Origin of the sequence: Comamonas resistens, from assembly GCF_030064165.1 — a bacterium.
GTDB classification, from domain to species: domain Bacteria; phylum Pseudomonadota; class Gammaproteobacteria; order Burkholderiales; family Burkholderiaceae_C; genus Comamonas; species Comamonas resistens.
Genome location: NZ_CP125947.1, coordinates 2,572,689 through 2,585,834, shown reverse-complemented (window position 1 = coordinate 2,585,834; position 13,146 = coordinate 2,572,689). Strand labels below are relative to the sequence as shown.

General features: G+C 59.5%; 13 protein-coding genes. 5 read left to right on the top strand and 8 right to left on the bottom strand.

From position 1 onward, the window contains the following. The first annotated feature begins 27 nt into the window (after positions 1 to 27). Positions 28 to 888 carry a ferritin-like domain-containing protein gene (locus tag QMY55_RS12030; protein ID WP_283488940.1) on the top strand — a complete coding sequence of 287 codons (861 nt, stop codon included), beginning with the start codon at positions 28 to 30 and terminating at the stop codon, positions 886 to 888. A 126-nt stretch (positions 889 to 1,014) separates the two neighbouring features. On the opposite strand, the gene prmB is transcribed toward QMY55_RS12030, so the two are convergent. From prmB to dapC, 5 genes are all read right to left on the bottom strand, one after another. Beyond that, a complete protein-coding gene (gene prmB / locus QMY55_RS12025) occupies positions 1,015 to 1,962 on the bottom strand; it encodes a 50S ribosomal protein L3 N(5)-glutamine methyltransferase (RefSeq protein WP_283488816.1) in 948 nt (315 codons plus the stop codon). Beyond that, positions 1,959 to 3,161, bottom strand: coding sequence for a succinyl-diaminopimelate desuccinylase (gene dapE / locus QMY55_RS12020; protein ID WP_283488815.1), 1,203 nt, complete (start codon positions 3,159 to 3,161; stop codon positions 1,959 to 1,961). The genes prmB and dapE overlap by 4 nt, the downstream gene beginning before the upstream one ends. A 51-nt stretch (positions 3,162 to 3,212) precedes the next feature. Beyond that, entirely contained in the window at positions 3,213 to 4,379 is a 1,167-nt protein-coding gene (locus tag QMY55_RS12015; RefSeq protein ID WP_283488814.1) for a PilT/PilU family type 4a pilus ATPase, read from the bottom strand. Between the two features lie 274 nt (positions 4,380 to 4,653). Beyond that, positions 4,654 to 5,487, bottom strand: coding sequence for a 2,3,4,5-tetrahydropyridine-2,6-dicarboxylate N-succinyltransferase (gene dapD / locus QMY55_RS12010; RefSeq protein ID WP_283488813.1), 834 nt, complete (start codon positions 5,485 to 5,487; stop codon positions 4,654 to 4,656). A gap of 106 nt (positions 5,488 to 5,593) precedes the next feature. Beyond that, positions 5,594 to 6,799: a succinyldiaminopimelate transaminase gene (gene dapC, locus QMY55_RS12005; protein WP_283488812.1), complete on the bottom strand. Its 1,206-nt coding sequence runs from the start codon at positions 6,797 to 6,799 to the stop codon at positions 5,594 to 5,596. A gap of 209 nt (positions 6,800 to 7,008) precedes the next feature. On the opposite strand from dapC, the gene QMY55_RS12000 reads away from it, so the two are divergent. Continuing rightward, a complete protein-coding gene (locus QMY55_RS12000; RefSeq protein WP_283488811.1) occupies positions 7,009 to 8,496 on the top strand; it encodes a methyl-accepting chemotaxis protein in 1,488 nt (495 codons plus the stop codon). Positions 8,497 to 8,565: 69 nt separating this feature from the next. On the opposite strand, the gene rsxB is transcribed toward QMY55_RS12000, so the two are convergent. From rsxB to dusA, 3 genes are all read right to left on the bottom strand, one after another. Further along, positions 8,566 to 9,240: an electron transport complex subunit RsxB gene (rsxB, locus tag QMY55_RS11995; protein WP_283488939.1), complete on the bottom strand. Its 675-nt coding sequence runs from the start codon at positions 9,238 to 9,240 to the stop codon at positions 8,566 to 8,568. A gap of 28 nt (positions 9,241 to 9,268) precedes the next feature. After that, positions 9,269 to 10,687, bottom strand: a complete 1,419-nt coding sequence (locus tag QMY55_RS11990; protein ID WP_283488810.1) for a polyhydroxyalkanoate depolymerase — start codon at positions 10,685 to 10,687, stop codon at positions 9,269 to 9,271. A 156-nt stretch (positions 10,688 to 10,843) separates the two neighbouring features. Then, positions 10,844 to 11,824, bottom strand: a complete 981-nt coding sequence (dusA, locus tag QMY55_RS11985; protein ID WP_283488809.1) for a tRNA dihydrouridine(20/20a) synthase DusA — start codon at positions 11,822 to 11,824, stop codon at positions 10,844 to 10,846. Here dusA and QMY55_RS11980 point away from each other — a divergent pair. From QMY55_RS11980 to QMY55_RS11970, 3 genes are all read left to right on the top strand, one after another. Next, on the top strand, positions 11,814 to 12,281 hold the full coding sequence (locus QMY55_RS11980) for a hypothetical protein (protein ID WP_283488808.1): 468 nt from the start codon (positions 11,814 to 11,816) through the stop codon (positions 12,279 to 12,281). The two genes, dusA and QMY55_RS11980, sit on opposite strands and share 11 nt — an antisense overlap. Positions 12,282 to 12,365: 84 nt before the next feature. After that, complete coding sequence (locus tag QMY55_RS11975; protein ID WP_283489067.1) at positions 12,366 to 12,548, top strand: hypothetical protein; 183 nt, start codon at positions 12,366 to 12,368, stop codon at positions 12,546 to 12,548. Between the two features lie 180 nt (positions 12,549 to 12,728). Further along, on the top strand, positions 12,729 to 13,097 hold the full coding sequence (locus QMY55_RS11970) for a DUF1428 domain-containing protein (RefSeq protein WP_283488807.1): 369 nt from the start codon (positions 12,729 to 12,731) through the stop codon (positions 13,095 to 13,097). Positions 13,098 to 13,146 lie beyond the last annotated feature (49 nt).

Here is a 13,146-nt window from a genome sequence, read left to right as displayed (position 1 = left end):
AGATCCGATATGTCGGTCCTACAACTGATGCAGCAACACGTGTCCCTCTCTTCACATCCAACCACCCAAGGCAGAAACGGCTCTGCCCATTGGCGCATTGAAGACATAGACTTCTCTGCCATCGATCGCAGCGCCATAGAGCACAACGAAGACCTGTTCTTTCTGCTGATGAGCGCGTCCTTCATCGAGACCGGCTCGGATACCTATGCCTCCAATCTGGCCGAGCACTATGCCGCTTACCCGGAAATCGCCACTTGGCTCAAGGAGCATTGGGAGGCCGAGGAGTTGCAGCATGGCCGCGCCTTGCGTGCCTATGTGGAAACGGTCTGGCCCGATTTTCCATGGCAGCAGGCCTATGACAGCTTTTTTGCCGAGTATTCCAAGATCTGCACCATGGAGGAACTCTATCCCGACCAGCGCCTGGAAATGGTGGCTCGCTGCGTGGTGGAAACCGGCACCACGGCCTACTATCACACGCTGCGTGAACTCAGTGGCGAGCCGGTGCTGAGTCAGTTGCTGGGCAATATCCGCAACGACGAGGTCAGCCACTTCAAGCACTTTCTCAAGTACTTCAAGGAATTGCAGGACGAATCTCCGGTGGGGCGAGCCCGCATTGCCAAGGCCTTGTACGGACGCCTCAAGGAATTGCGCGAGAGCGACTCCGATATTGCTCTGCGCCATGTCTGGGCGCACAAGGGGCGCTATTTCGCCGATAGCGCCACCACGTTTGACGATATGGCCAGGCATATCTATGAGCTCGTGAGCCGTCGCCTGCCCGCCGATCTGGCCGTGCGCATGCTGCTCAAGCCCATGCTGCTGCCGTCCAAGGTGGAAGGGCTGATTCGTACGCCGATCTCAAGAATCGCCACGCACATGATGTCCTACTGAGTACAGGGCACCCCAATCGTTCAAGGCCCGGTTTCCCGGGCCTTGGCTTTGATTGCCTGCGATGTCCAAAGAAAAAGGCACAAGGCTTTTGAGGCCCTGCGCCTTGTACATGCTTGCTGTGCCTGGTTAAAGCTTCAGCCCCGCCGTATGGCCCTCGGACCATTGGCGTAGCGTCTCCTCCGTAATCAGCAGCACCTGCTCGTCGCCGGAACTGGTATCCAGCCAGAACACGGGCAGATCGGGGAAGGCCGCCTCGAAAAATGGCTTTTCGTTGCCGATTTCCAGTATCACCACCGCGTCCTTGTTCAGGCGTGATGGCAGGTCTGCAAGCAATTGGCGGATGAAATCCATGCCATCCTCACCGCCAGCCAGAGCCAGCTCGGGCTCTGCCAGGTATTCGGCAGGCAGCTTGCGCATGCTGTCGGCGTTCACATAGGGCGGGTTGCACAGCACCAGATCCCAGGGGCCGGGCACTTGGGTCATGCCGTTGCTTTCCAGCAGGCGCACCCGCTCCTGCAGGCCGTGCTTGTCGACGTTGATGCGGGCCACGGCCAGGGCGTCGGGCGAGAGGTCGGCGCCGGTGACCTGTACCTCGGGATAGGCCATGGCAGCCAGGCAGGCCAAAGAGCCATTGCCGGTACAGAGGTCCAGCACCTGCGTGGTCTGGTCCGAGAGCCAGTCGTCGATGCTGCCGTCGGCCAGCAGCTCGGCGATAAAGCTGCGCGGCACGATGGAGCGTTCGTCGATATAGAAGGGCACGCCAACCAGCCAGGCTTCATTCGTCAGATAGGCGGCGGGCTTGCGCGTACGGATGCGTTCTTCAAAAAGAGTAGCTACTTGCGCTTGGCTGGATTGCGTTACAGGCTGATTTGATACGGAATCTGGTGCGCCAGGCGTGAGTTCGCTGTCCAGGGGCAGACCCAGCTTCCACAGAACCAGCCAGGCGGCCTCGTCTTCGGCGGTGGCCGTGCCATGGCCAAAAGCGACCTGGGCCTGGGTCAGCGCCTGAGCGCCGCTGGCAATCAGTTCGGCGATGGTGTTGCCGCTGACGGCATGGGGATGGCTTGCGTTCATGCTGCAGTCGTGACTGTCGTTTGCTGGCGCTGGAGTTGCTCCAGCGTCTTGCGGTAAATGTTTTTCAAAGGCTCGATATCGGCCACGGCGATGTGTTCGTCGATCTTGTGGATGCTGGCGTTGGGCGGGCCGAGCTCTATCACCTCGGGGCAGATCTGGGCGATGAAACGGCCGTCGCTGGTGCCGCCCGTGGTGGACAGTTCGGTATCGAGTCCGGTTTCGTCCTTGATGGCGGCCTGCACCGCGCCGACCAGAATGCCAGGTGTGGTCAGAAAGGGTTGGCCGCCAATGGTCCAGACCAGTGAGTATTCGAGGCCGTGACGGTCCAGCACCTCGTGCACGCGCTTTTGCAGCGACTCCGAGCTGGATTCGGTGCAGAAACGGAAGTTGAAGTCGACCACCACATGGCCGGGGATGACATTGCTTGCTCCCGTGCCGCCGTGGATATTGCTGATCTGCCAGCTGGTGGGGGGGAAAAAGTCATTGCCGCGATCCCAGACGGTGGCCGCCAGCTCGGTCAGTGCGGGCAGGGCTTCATGAATGGGGTTGCGCGCCAGCTGAGGGTAGGCAATATGGCCTTGTATGCCGTTGACGGTGAGCTTGCCGCTCATGGTGCCGCGGCGCCCGTTCTTGATCATGTCGCCCGTGCGTTCGACCGAGGTGGGCTCGCCCACGATGCACCAGTCCAGGCGCTCGCCGCGCTTTTTGAAGGTTTCGACCACGATCTTGGTGCCGTCGATGGAGGGGCCTTCCTCATCGCTGGTCAGCAAAAAGGCAATATCGAAAGCGGGCTCGGGCGTGGTTTGCAGAAACTCTTCCACCGCCACGACAAAGGCCGCGATGGAGGTTTTCATATCGCTGGCGCCACGCCCGTAGAGCTTGCCGTCCCGGTGCATGGGCACAAAAGGCGGGCTGCTCCACTCCTTGAGCGGGCCGGGCGGTACCACATCGGTATGCCCGGCGAAGACCAGCACGGGTCTATCGGATTTGATAGCGGCTTGCGCGGATGCAGCCTGGGCTACAGGGCGTTTTGCCCAAAGGTTGCGGACGCGGAAGTCTTCCGGACCGCTGTCCAGCCGTTCGCAGGCAAAGCCCATGGGGGTCAGGGCATCGGCCAGCAGCTCAAGGCAGCCAGCGTCTTCAGGGGTGACGGAGGGCAGGCTGATGAGCTGCTCGGTCAGTTGCAGAGTGCGGGACATGAGGGGGAAGGTTTCAACTAGGGCATTGCCGGAGCCGCAGATGCAGCGGACTCAGGCAGGTCTGACATCAAGGGTGATTTCGGTGAACGACGGCATATCGTCTTCACCGGGCAGCAGCACATCGGTCACTTCGGGTGCACGCTTGGCGTTGGCATGGCTGAGGTCATTATCCATACGCCACATCAGATTGGTGGGCGAGTCGGCATAGGCCAGCGCTTCACTGCGCTCAATTGTGCCATTGCGCACCAACGCGGCCAGGGCTTCTTCAAAAGTTTGAGAGCCTTCGGCCATGGATTTCTCCATGGATTCCTTCACGCCGCCAAAGTCGCCGCGCAAGATCATGTCGCTGATGAGTTTGGTGTTGAGCATGACTTCCACGGCCGGCACGCGTGTGCCGTCGACGCTGCGCACCAGACGCTGGGAGATCACGGCCTTGAGCGAGGCTGCCAGCTCGCCCAGCATGCTGGGCCGAACCTCCTCGGGGAAGAAGGACAGGATGCGGTTGAGCGTGTGGTAGCTGTTGTTGGCGTGCAGCGTGGCCAGGCACAGATGGCCGGACTGGGCATAGGCCAGAGCGGCAGACATGGTTTCGCGGTCACGGATTTCGCCGATCAGAATCACGTCCGGTGCCTGGCGCAGAGCATTCTTGAGGGCGACCTGCAGGGACTCGGTATCGGTGCCCACCTCGCGCTGGTTGACGATGGAGCGCTTGCTGCGGAACTGGAATTCGATGGGATCTTCCACCGTCAGAATGTGGCCGCTGAGCTTTTCATTGCGCTCATCGATCATGGAGGCCAGCGAGGTGCTCTTGCCCGATCCCGTGGCGCCCACCACCAGCACCAGGCCGCGCTTTTCCATGACCAGATTGCTGAGCACGGGCGGCAGGTTCAGTGTGTCGCGCTTGGGAATCTGCTGGGAGATGTAACGCACCACCACCGCATAGCTGCCACGCTGGCGCATGGCGCTGATACGAAAGCGGCCAAGTCCGCTCAGCGGGATGGCGATATTGAGTTCACCCGTTTGCTTGAGCTCTTCGATGGCCTTGGGGCTGACGACTTCAGACAGCAGGGCCAGCGGTGCTTCGGGCGGCAATTCCTGCTGGTTGATGGGGACGCAGATGCCATTGATCTTGATCAGCACGGGGGCACGGGCCGACAGATAAATGTCCGAAGCCTTTTTCTCGGCCATCAGACGCAGAATTTTTTCCATATTGCTCATTCGAATCCCATTAAGCCTCTCGGCACCCATGTTAGCGCCTGTCAGCGCTAGACAGCGCTAGACAGAGCGCTGAACCATGGCTTGCGTCAGATCTTGCGCAAGAAAAATGGCACTCCATGCTCCCCGCTGCGCGTGGTCGCAGGCCCTCCGTGAGGGGTGTTCTGATCTTGAGGCGGCTCGGCGATGAAAAAAGCCTGCGCGCCTTGAGGGCGGGTAGGCTTGAGTGTTGCTGATGGGAAAGCAGCAGCGAAAACCGCTGCTGCCCATGTACGCATCAGTCGCGCAGCAGGTCGTTGATGCTGGTCTTGGAGCGGGTCTGGGCATCCACGCGCTTGACGATGATGGCGGCGTACATGCTGTAGTCCTTGCCATCCTTGGTCTGCTTGGGGATGTTGCCGCTGACCACCACCGAGCCGCTGGGCACGCGACCGTATGTGATTTCGCCGGTTTCGCGGTTGAACAGAGGAGTGGACTGGCCGATGTACACGCCCATGCCCAGCACGGAGTTTTCCTCGACGATCACGCCTTCGACCACCTCGGAGCGGGCGCCGATGAAGCAGTTGTCTTCAATGATGGTGGGGTTGGCTTGCAGGGGCTCGAGCACGCCGCCCAGGCCCACGCCGCCCGACAGGTGGACGTTCTTGCCCACTTGAGCGCAGGAGCCCACGGTGGCCCAGGTGTCGACCATGGTGCCTTCGTCCACATAGGCGCCGATGTTCACGTAGGAGGGCATGAGGATGGCGCCCTTGGCAATGAAGGAGCCGCGGCGGGCCACGGCAGGAGGCACCACGCGCACGCCGGTGGCGGCGATCTCGGCTTCGCTCATGCCTTCGAACTTGGTGGGCACCTTGTCAAAGAAGTTCAGCGCGCCACCGTTGATCAGGGCGTTGTCCTTGAGACGGAAGGACAGCAGCACGGCTTTCTTGAGCCACTGGTGCACGGTCCACTGGCCCACGCCGGCGCGGCTGGCCACGCGCAGCTTGCCGTCGTTGAGTTCGGCAATCACATGCTCCACGGCATCCACCACTTCCTTGGGGGCAGCGGAGGGCGAGAGATTGGCACGGTTGTCCCAGGCGTTGTCGATGATGGATTGCAGTTGTTGCGTCATGATGTTTTCGGTCAAAGATCGAAAGGTTGAAGTAAAGCGGCAGGGAAAGCTCGGATCAGCAAGCTTGGGTCAAAAAAGGCCTGCGGGGGCAGGCCTTGGGTCGGTATCAGCGGGTGCGCGACTCGATGAACTGGGCGATACGTTGCGCAGCCTCCAGGCATTCTGCGGTTTCGGCCACCAGCGCCATGCGCACGCGGTTGACCCCAGGGTTAAAGCCTTGAGCCTCACGCGCCAGATAGCTGCCGGGCAGCACGGTAACACCTGTATGAGCATACAGCTCTTTGGCGAACTGCGCGTCATCCATCTGCAATTGTGGGGGAATTCCAGCCCACAGGTAGAAGCTGGCATCGGGCAGCTTGACGTCCATGACCTGGGAGAGCACAGGCGTAACCTGCGCAAATTTTTCGCGGTACAGGCGGCGGTTCTCGACCACATGGGCTTCATCGCCCCAGGCAGCAATCGATGCGGTCTGCACCACGGGGCTCATGGCGCCGCCGTGGTAGGTGCGGTAGAGCAGGAAGGATTTGAGCAAGGCCGCGTCGCCTGCCACAAAGCCGCTGCGCAGACCGGGCACATTGCTGCGCTTGGACAGGCTGGTGAACATCACCAGATTCTTGAAGTCATGGCGGCCCAGCTTCTTGGCCGCTTCCAGGCCGCCTAGCGGAGCTTCTTCCTGGAAGTAGATCTCGCTGTAGCACTCGTCGCTGGCAATCACAAAGCCATGCTTGTCGGATAGGGCAAACAGCTTTTCCCATTCGGGCAGTGGCATCACGGCGCCCGTGGGGTTGCCCGGTGAGCAGACAAAAATCATCTGTGTGTTCTGCCACACGTCTTCGGGTACGGCATCCCAGTTCACGGCAAAGTTGCGCGAGGCATCGCTGGCCGCGTAATAGGGCGTGGCACCGGCCAGCAGGGTCGCGCCTTCGTAGATCTGGTAGAAGGGATTGGGACAGATGACACGGGCACCAGCCCTGGTGTTGTCAACCACCACCTGAGTGAAGGCAAACAGGGCTTCACGCGAGCCGTTGACGGGTAGTACCTGGGTGGCTGCATCCAGTTCTATGCCATAGCGCTGGTTGGCCCATTGAGCACAGGCTTCGCGCAGCGCAGGCAGACCGGCGGTGGCGGGGTAGACCGACAGGCCCTGCAGCTCGGCGCTCAAGGCGTTTTCAATGAATGAGGGCGTGGCATGGCGTGGCTCGCCGATGCCGAGGCTGATAGGACGTACCCCGGCCGGGGGCTGCACGCCGGCGAACAGCTGGCGAAGACGTTCAAACGGATAAGGCTGAAGGCGCGAAAGCAGGGGGTTCATAGCCATCTATTATGAAGTGATGCACTTTGAGCATGGACAAATGCAGGCTCAACTTTTTGAAATTTCGGGTTTCCCAGTCTCGAAATATTGCAATTTGTTACTTAAGCTGGCGGGCAAAAGCAAACACCGAGGCAAAGAGGTGGCGAGGAGGCTGGCAGTTGCACGGCCCGAACCGCATACAAGAGATTAGATGCAAGAGAGGATATGCCATGCAGCAACAGATCGTCAGTTCAGACAAGGGAGATCCCCGTTTATCGCGTGCCATTAGCCCCGTGGCTGCCCTCACAGGCCTGCCGTGGCTGCTGGCAGGGCCCTTGGTCATGCTGGCTCCATTGGACCGAGGGCTGCAGCTGGGCTGGTTGCCGGTCTGGGGTCTGGGCATGCTGCTGTGGGGACATTGGTTCTACAGGCGCTGGCAGGCGCGTTGGCTGGAGTTGCAACAGGCCCTGGAGCAGGTCGCGCATGGTGACCTGAGGCTGGCCGCAGTTCCGGACAATGCCGCGAATCTGACCCAAGGCATGGTGCAAGCGCTGTCCGGCATGGTGGCCGATGTGCGCAGCAATGCGGCGCTGGTGGCGCAGGCCGGACAGAGCCTGATCGGAGAACACCAGGCCTTGGCCGAGCGTACCGAGGCTCAGGCCAGCAATCTGACTCAGACCGTGGTCAGCGTGGAGCAACTGACCACTGCCGTACAGAACAATGTGGATGTGGCGCGGGCTGCACATGCCCAGGCGCATGGTGTGCGTGCAGCGGCGGACCAGGGCGCAGCGGCCATGGAGCATGCCGTGCATTCGGTGGAATCCATAGAGCGCAACGCCGGGCGCATGCGCGAGATCATCGGTGTCATTGATGGTATTGCGTTTCAGACCAATATCCTGGCGCTGAACGCTGCCGTGGAAGCGGCCCGGGCGGGCGAGCAAGGCAGGGGGTTTGCCGTGGTGGCCAGCGAGGTGCGCTCTCTGGCCCAGCGCAGCGGTGAAGCCGCCAAGGAAATCCGCCAGCTGATTGGCGAGACCGTGGAGCAGGTGACCCAGAGCGTGCAACTGCTGCGCGATGCGGGCCAGGAGATCAACGGCGTGACGCGTGCCATTCATGATGTGGTCTCCCATATGGGGGTGCTGTCCGATTCGGCCAGCAGCCAGAGCACGGGCCTGCAGGAAATCACGAATGCAGTGCGCCAGATCGATGACATCACACAACACAATGCCCAGATGGTGGGCCATGCATTGCAACAGGCCCAGGCCTTGCAGTTGCGTGCGCAGGCTCTGTCGGGAACGGTCGAGCGGTTCCGGCTGCAGCAAGGCACGGCCGAGGAGGCGGTAGCCCTGGTCGATGCAGCCCTGCGCTTGCTCAATGGAGGACACAGCCAGAGTCAGGTGCTGCACTCCATCAGCGACCCCCTGCAGCCTTATCACGACCGCGATATGTATGTGTTTGCGCTCAACGCTCAGGGAGAATATCGGGCCTTTGGTGGCAATCCCGAAAAAGTCGGCGTGCGCGTGCAGGATGTGCCTGGCATTCGAGGCGAGCAGTTGATTGCCGACATCATTGCCCAGGCGGAGTCCTGCCCGGGCTGGGTGGAGTACGACTACATCAACCCCAGCACACAGAAAGTGCAGACCAAGATGTCCTATGTCTGCAAGCACAACGGGCTGTATTGGGGCTGCGGCGTCTACAAGAGTCTGGCGGCTGTCTGAGTAAAGACTTGGAACTCTTGTTTTGATAGCTTGTAGCGCTTTCTGGGTAAGCGTTACAGGACTGTTTTATCATGATTTTTGTTCTGTGCGCTGCGCTCTGGCCTTAGCCATGATGGAGGCCAGCATGGCTTTCTTGTCCATGGCAGCAGAGGATTGAGGCTGCTCCGTGCTTTCAGTCGCAGCTTCGGCAGCCGGCTCCTGTGCCGTGGTGCGGACGGGAGCATTGGCCTTGCGGCCGGTTCGCTGATGGTGCAGGGCATAACGGCCACGCGCATGCTGGGCTTGTTCGGTGCTCCAGGCGTTCCAGCCCGTTGCGCTGCCACTGGCATTGATCAGCTCGATGCAGTCCACGGGGCAGACGGGAATGCACAGTTCGCAGCCTGTGCAGTGCTCTGCGATCACGGTATGCATGCGTTTGTTGGCGCCCAGGATGGCATCGGTAGGGCAGGCCTTGATGCACAGCGTGCAGCCTATGCACCAGGCCTCATCGACCACAGCAAGGCTGCGCCAGGATTCCACGCCATGTTCTGCACTCAGTGGAATTTCGGGCTGGCGGGTAATGGCGGCAAGACGACGAATGCCCTCCTGGCCTCCGGGAGGGCATTGATTGATAGGCGCTTCACCACGAGCAATTGCCCCTGCATAGGCCGCGCAGTCGGGATAACCGCAGCGTGTGCACTGAGTCTGGGGCAAGGCTGCATCAATGTTCGCAGCCAGTGCTTGAAGCGAAGAGGCTGCGGACATTGATGAGGTCATGCGAAATCTCTAGCTTTTAAACCTTTTCGCGCGCTTGGCGTGCGTTTTTTGGCGAGCTGGCATTGTCGCCGTTTTTCACATCGCTTCTGGCTTGGGGCTTGCTGGAGACTTCCAACTCGTCATCGCTCATGCTGCTGACATGGCCGGCAGCGCTGGCCTTTGTTGCACTGGCAGGCTGATGGGAGAGGATGAAGTCACGCACCTGTGGGTAGACGTTCTTGCGCCAGCGGCTGCCGCTGAAGATACCGTAGTGACCGGCACCTGGCACTTCAATATGCTGGCGTGCATCGGCCTTGATGCCGGTGCACAAATCATGGGCGGCACGGGTCTGGCCGGCGCCGGAGATGTCATCCAGCTCTCCTTCAACGGTCAGCAAAGCGCAGTTCTTGATGTCCTGCGGGCGCACCAGCTCAGGCTCTCCCTGCTCGTTTTTGACCTGCCATGTACCTTTGACCAGCTTGTATTCCTGGAACACGGTGGCAATGGTCTCCAGGTAATAGTCGGCATCCATGTCGAGTACGGCGTTGTATTCGTCGTAGAACTTGCGGTGATGCTCGGCGCTGGCCTCGTCGCCCTTGATCAGGTCCTTGAAATAGTCGTAGTGGCTGTTGGCGTGGCGGTCGGGATTCATGGCCACAAAGCCCGAGTACTGCAAAAAGCCCGGGTAGACACGGCGGCCGGCACCGGGGTAATTGTTCGGTACTTCGTAAATGACGTTGTTCTCGAACCATTCGTAGCTGCGGGTCTCGGCCAGGTTGTTCACGGCCGTCGGCGAGCGGCGGGCATCGATGGGCCCGCCCATCATGGTCATGGACAAGGGCGTTTTTTCGCCACGGCTGGCCATCAACGACACGGCGGCCAGCACCGGCACCGTGGGCTGGCAGACGCTGACCACATGGCATTGGCCATAACGGCCCTGCAGATAGCGTATGAATTCCTGCACATAGTTCACATAGTCGTCGAGATGGAACTCTCCCTCGGACAGCGGGACGGTGCGGGCATTCTTCCAGTCGGTGATGTAGACCTTATGGCCGCCGAGCATGCTTTGAACAGTGTCGCGCAGCAAGGTGGCATAGTGGCCCGAGAGTGGTGCCACGATCAGCACCACGGGTTGGCTGAGCATGAGATCCAGCGTCTCGGGGTCGTCGGAAAAGCGCTTGAAGCGGCGCAGCTCGCAGAACGGCTTGTCGACTTCCACGCGCTCGCGAATGGTGACGTCTACGCCGTTGACTTCGACGCTATGCAGATCGAACTCGGGCTTTTCATAATCTTTGCCCAGGCGATACATCAGATTGAAGCCCGCGGCCATGCGCTGAGCCATGGGCAACTGGCTGAAGGCCGAGTGGGGATTGTTGTAGAACTTGGAGGCAGCCTGAGCAAAGTCGGCAAAAGGCTCGACCATTGCGCGTTGCATTTCGTAGATCTGATAGAGCATGAGTGGGGGCGCTTTTGGTTATGTTGCAGTGCAATATAACAGCAGCATTTGACATGCAAACTAGTAAAAGCCCTTCAAGCCCGCCTGCTGATGGATGCACGCAACGCAGGTAATTACTGAGCTGCCAAGGTTTTGACTCCAGGGCTCTGAAGCGCCTTAGAGGCTCAGCGCTTCGGCCTGAACGGGCTTGGTGCGGGCGAGCTTCATCACTTCGTGTGGAGGCAAGGTTTTGAGCTTGTGATCGCTCCAGACCTGGCGCCAGCGGCGGGCGCCGGCAAGCCCGTTGCGCAGACCCAGCATGTGACGGGCGATGGAATACCAATGGGTTCCGTGTTCTCGGGCCTCATGCTCCATATAGAGCACCATTTGCTCTTCAACGCTTTCCCGTGAACGCTCGATGCTCCCGTCCTGATAGTAAAGCGCATCCCATGAAGCCAGCCACCAGGGGTTGTGATAGGCCTCGCGGCCAACCATCACGCCATCGACCTGGTTGAGCTGCTGCTGCACTACATCGTCAGTTTTGATGCCGCCATTGACCGCAATCGTGAGTCTGGGGAAATCACGCTTGAGCTGAGCCACGACTTCATAGCGAAGAGGGGGAACCTCACGGTTTTCCTTGGGCGACAGACCTTTGAGCCAGGCGTTGCGCGCATGGACGATAAAGACTTCGCAGCCCGCTTCGGCAACGGTGCCCACAAAGTCGCGGACAAAGTCATAGCTCTCGATCTTGTCGATGCCGATGCGGTGCTTGACGGTCACCGGCACATCAACCACATCAACCATGGCCTTGACACAATCTGCAACCAACGATGCTTCGTTCATCAAGCAAGCGCCGAATGCGCCGCGTTGTACACGCTCGCTGGGGCAGCCGCAGTTGAGATTGATCTCGTCATAACCCCATTGCTGACCAAGGTGCGCGCTTTGCGCGAGGTCCGCAGGCTCGCTGCCGCCCAATTGCAGTGCGACAGGATGTTCCTGTGCCTCAAAACGCAGATGACGCTTGACGTCGCCATGAATCAATGCGCCCGTAGTCACCATCTCGGTGTAGAGCAGGGTGTGCTGACTCAGCAGCCGGTGAAAAAAGCGGCAATGCTTGTCTGTCCAGTCCATCATAGGGGCCACCGACATGCGCCACATGCTGCTATCTGATTGTTTTTTAAAGGTTTGCTCGGTGCTCATACTACAAAAAGTGCCTTGTGGTGCACTGAAAATTGACCTTGGTTACCCCGTTTTGCCGGTTTTTTTGACACTGAATGCTGCATTGGTGCACCACGAATTTCATGGAGCACTGATGGGAACCATCACCCAGCGAAAGAGTGCCAAGGGTGTCGTATCGTTTCGGGCTCAGATCCGTCTGAAGGAGGGCGGAGAACTGACTCTTTCCGAGGCCAAGATGTTCACCCGGCGCGCTCTTGCCCAGGAATGGCTGGGGAGATGTGAAGCAGAAATCGAGGAGGCCCAGGCGACTGGCCAGCCTGTTCAAGGTCTCGTCACCCTCAAGCAGATACTGCAGGATTATGTCAGCGATGCAAAAGGCATCGTGGCATGGGGGCGGGCCAGGTGGGCCATGCCATCCGCGTTTCGGCACATCTAACTCCTTGACTTGACGCATGCTACTTTGCTGGCTGACCACACAGTCTCAGTAGAGATAAGAGTTCGCAGAACCAGCATATGGAGTATGGTGGGTAACGCAAACCACAAAAGGAACCGTCCGGTGCCCAAACCAAACTACCAATTCGAAAAACGACAGCGCGAGCAAGAGAAGAAGAAAAAAAAGGCCGAGAAGGCACAGCGTAAGGCCGCAGCTGCCGAGGAAGCCCCTTCGAACGTGGGGCCTGACACGCTGCTGGAAAGCAAGTAGCTGGGCGCAAGGCGCAGTGCCTCTGTGATTATTGATTTCAGCTGATATCGAGTTTGAAGATCAGGCTTGTTCTGTTAGCCCTTCGCCATAAGGAATCTTGCCAAGCCATGCTTGGCCTGAAGGGCATTCTGAAGCGGTGCTGCTCACGCGCCGCCTGTTCAACCTAACAGGAGTGGACACATGTCATATATCGATGGTTTCGTGATCGCTGTCCCCACAGCAAACAAGGCGAAGTTCATTGAGCATGCGCGCAAATTCGACCCGATATTCATCGAGCTGGGAGCGATCCGTGTGATCGAGGGTTGGGGAGATGATGTTCCCGATGGCAAAGTTACCGACTTCCGACGCTCGGTACTGGCTACGGCTGAGGAGACCGTGGCTTTCTCATGGGTCGAATGGCCGGACAAGGCCACACGTGACTCAGCCATGAAGAAAATGATGGACGACCCGCGCATGGATCCTTCCACTCCCGGCAACCTGCCCATGCCCTTCGACGGCAAACGCATGATCTTTGGGGGATTTGAGCAGGTGCTTGAAGTGAAGGCGTGACGCGGTCTCTAGATATGCGTCTTATTGAGGCACGAAATAGTCATTTCAG

Coding starts and splice junctions, on each gene's coding strand:
- QMY55_RS12030 (WP_283488940.1), top strand. CDS start 28: ATGCAGCAACACGTGTCCCTCTCTTCACATCCAACCACCCAAGGCAGA.
- prmB (WP_283488816.1), bottom strand. CDS start 1,962: ATGAACGCAAGCCATCCCCATGCCGTCAGCGGCAACACCATCGCCGAA.
- dapE (WP_283488815.1), bottom strand. CDS start 3,161: ATGTCCCGCACTCTGCAACTGACCGAGCAGCTCATCAGCCTGCCCTCC.
- QMY55_RS12015 (WP_283488814.1), bottom strand. CDS start 4,379: ATGAGCAATATGGAAAAAATTCTGCGTCTGATGGCCGAGAAAAAGGCT.
- dapD (WP_283488813.1), bottom strand. CDS start 5,487: ATGACGCAACAACTGCAATCCATCATCGACAACGCCTGGGACAACCGT.
- dapC (WP_283488812.1), bottom strand. CDS start 6,799: ATGAACCCCCTGCTTTCGCGCCTTCAGCCTTATCCGTTTGAACGTCTT.
- QMY55_RS12000 (WP_283488811.1), top strand. CDS start 7,009: ATGCAGCAACAGATCGTCAGTTCAGACAAGGGAGATCCCCGTTTATCG.
- rsxB (WP_283488939.1), bottom strand. CDS start 9,240: ATGTCCGCAGCCTCTTCGCTTCAAGCACTGGCTGCGAACATTGATGCA.
- QMY55_RS11990 (WP_283488810.1), bottom strand. CDS start 10,687: ATGCTCTATCAGATCTACGAAATGCAACGCGCAATGGTCGAGCCTTTT.
- QMY55_RS11980 (WP_283488808.1), top strand. CDS start 11,814: ATGCGCCACATGCTGCTATCTGATTGTTTTTTAAAGGTTTGCTCGGTG.
- dusA (WP_283488809.1), bottom strand. CDS start 11,824: ATGTGGCGCATGTCGGTGGCCCCTATGATGGACTGGACAGACAAGCAT.
- QMY55_RS11975 (WP_283489067.1), top strand. CDS start 12,366: ATGGTGGGTAACGCAAACCACAAAAGGAACCGTCCGGTGCCCAAACCA.
- QMY55_RS11970 (WP_283488807.1), top strand. CDS start 12,729: ATGTCATATATCGATGGTTTCGTGATCGCTGTCCCCACAGCAAACAAG.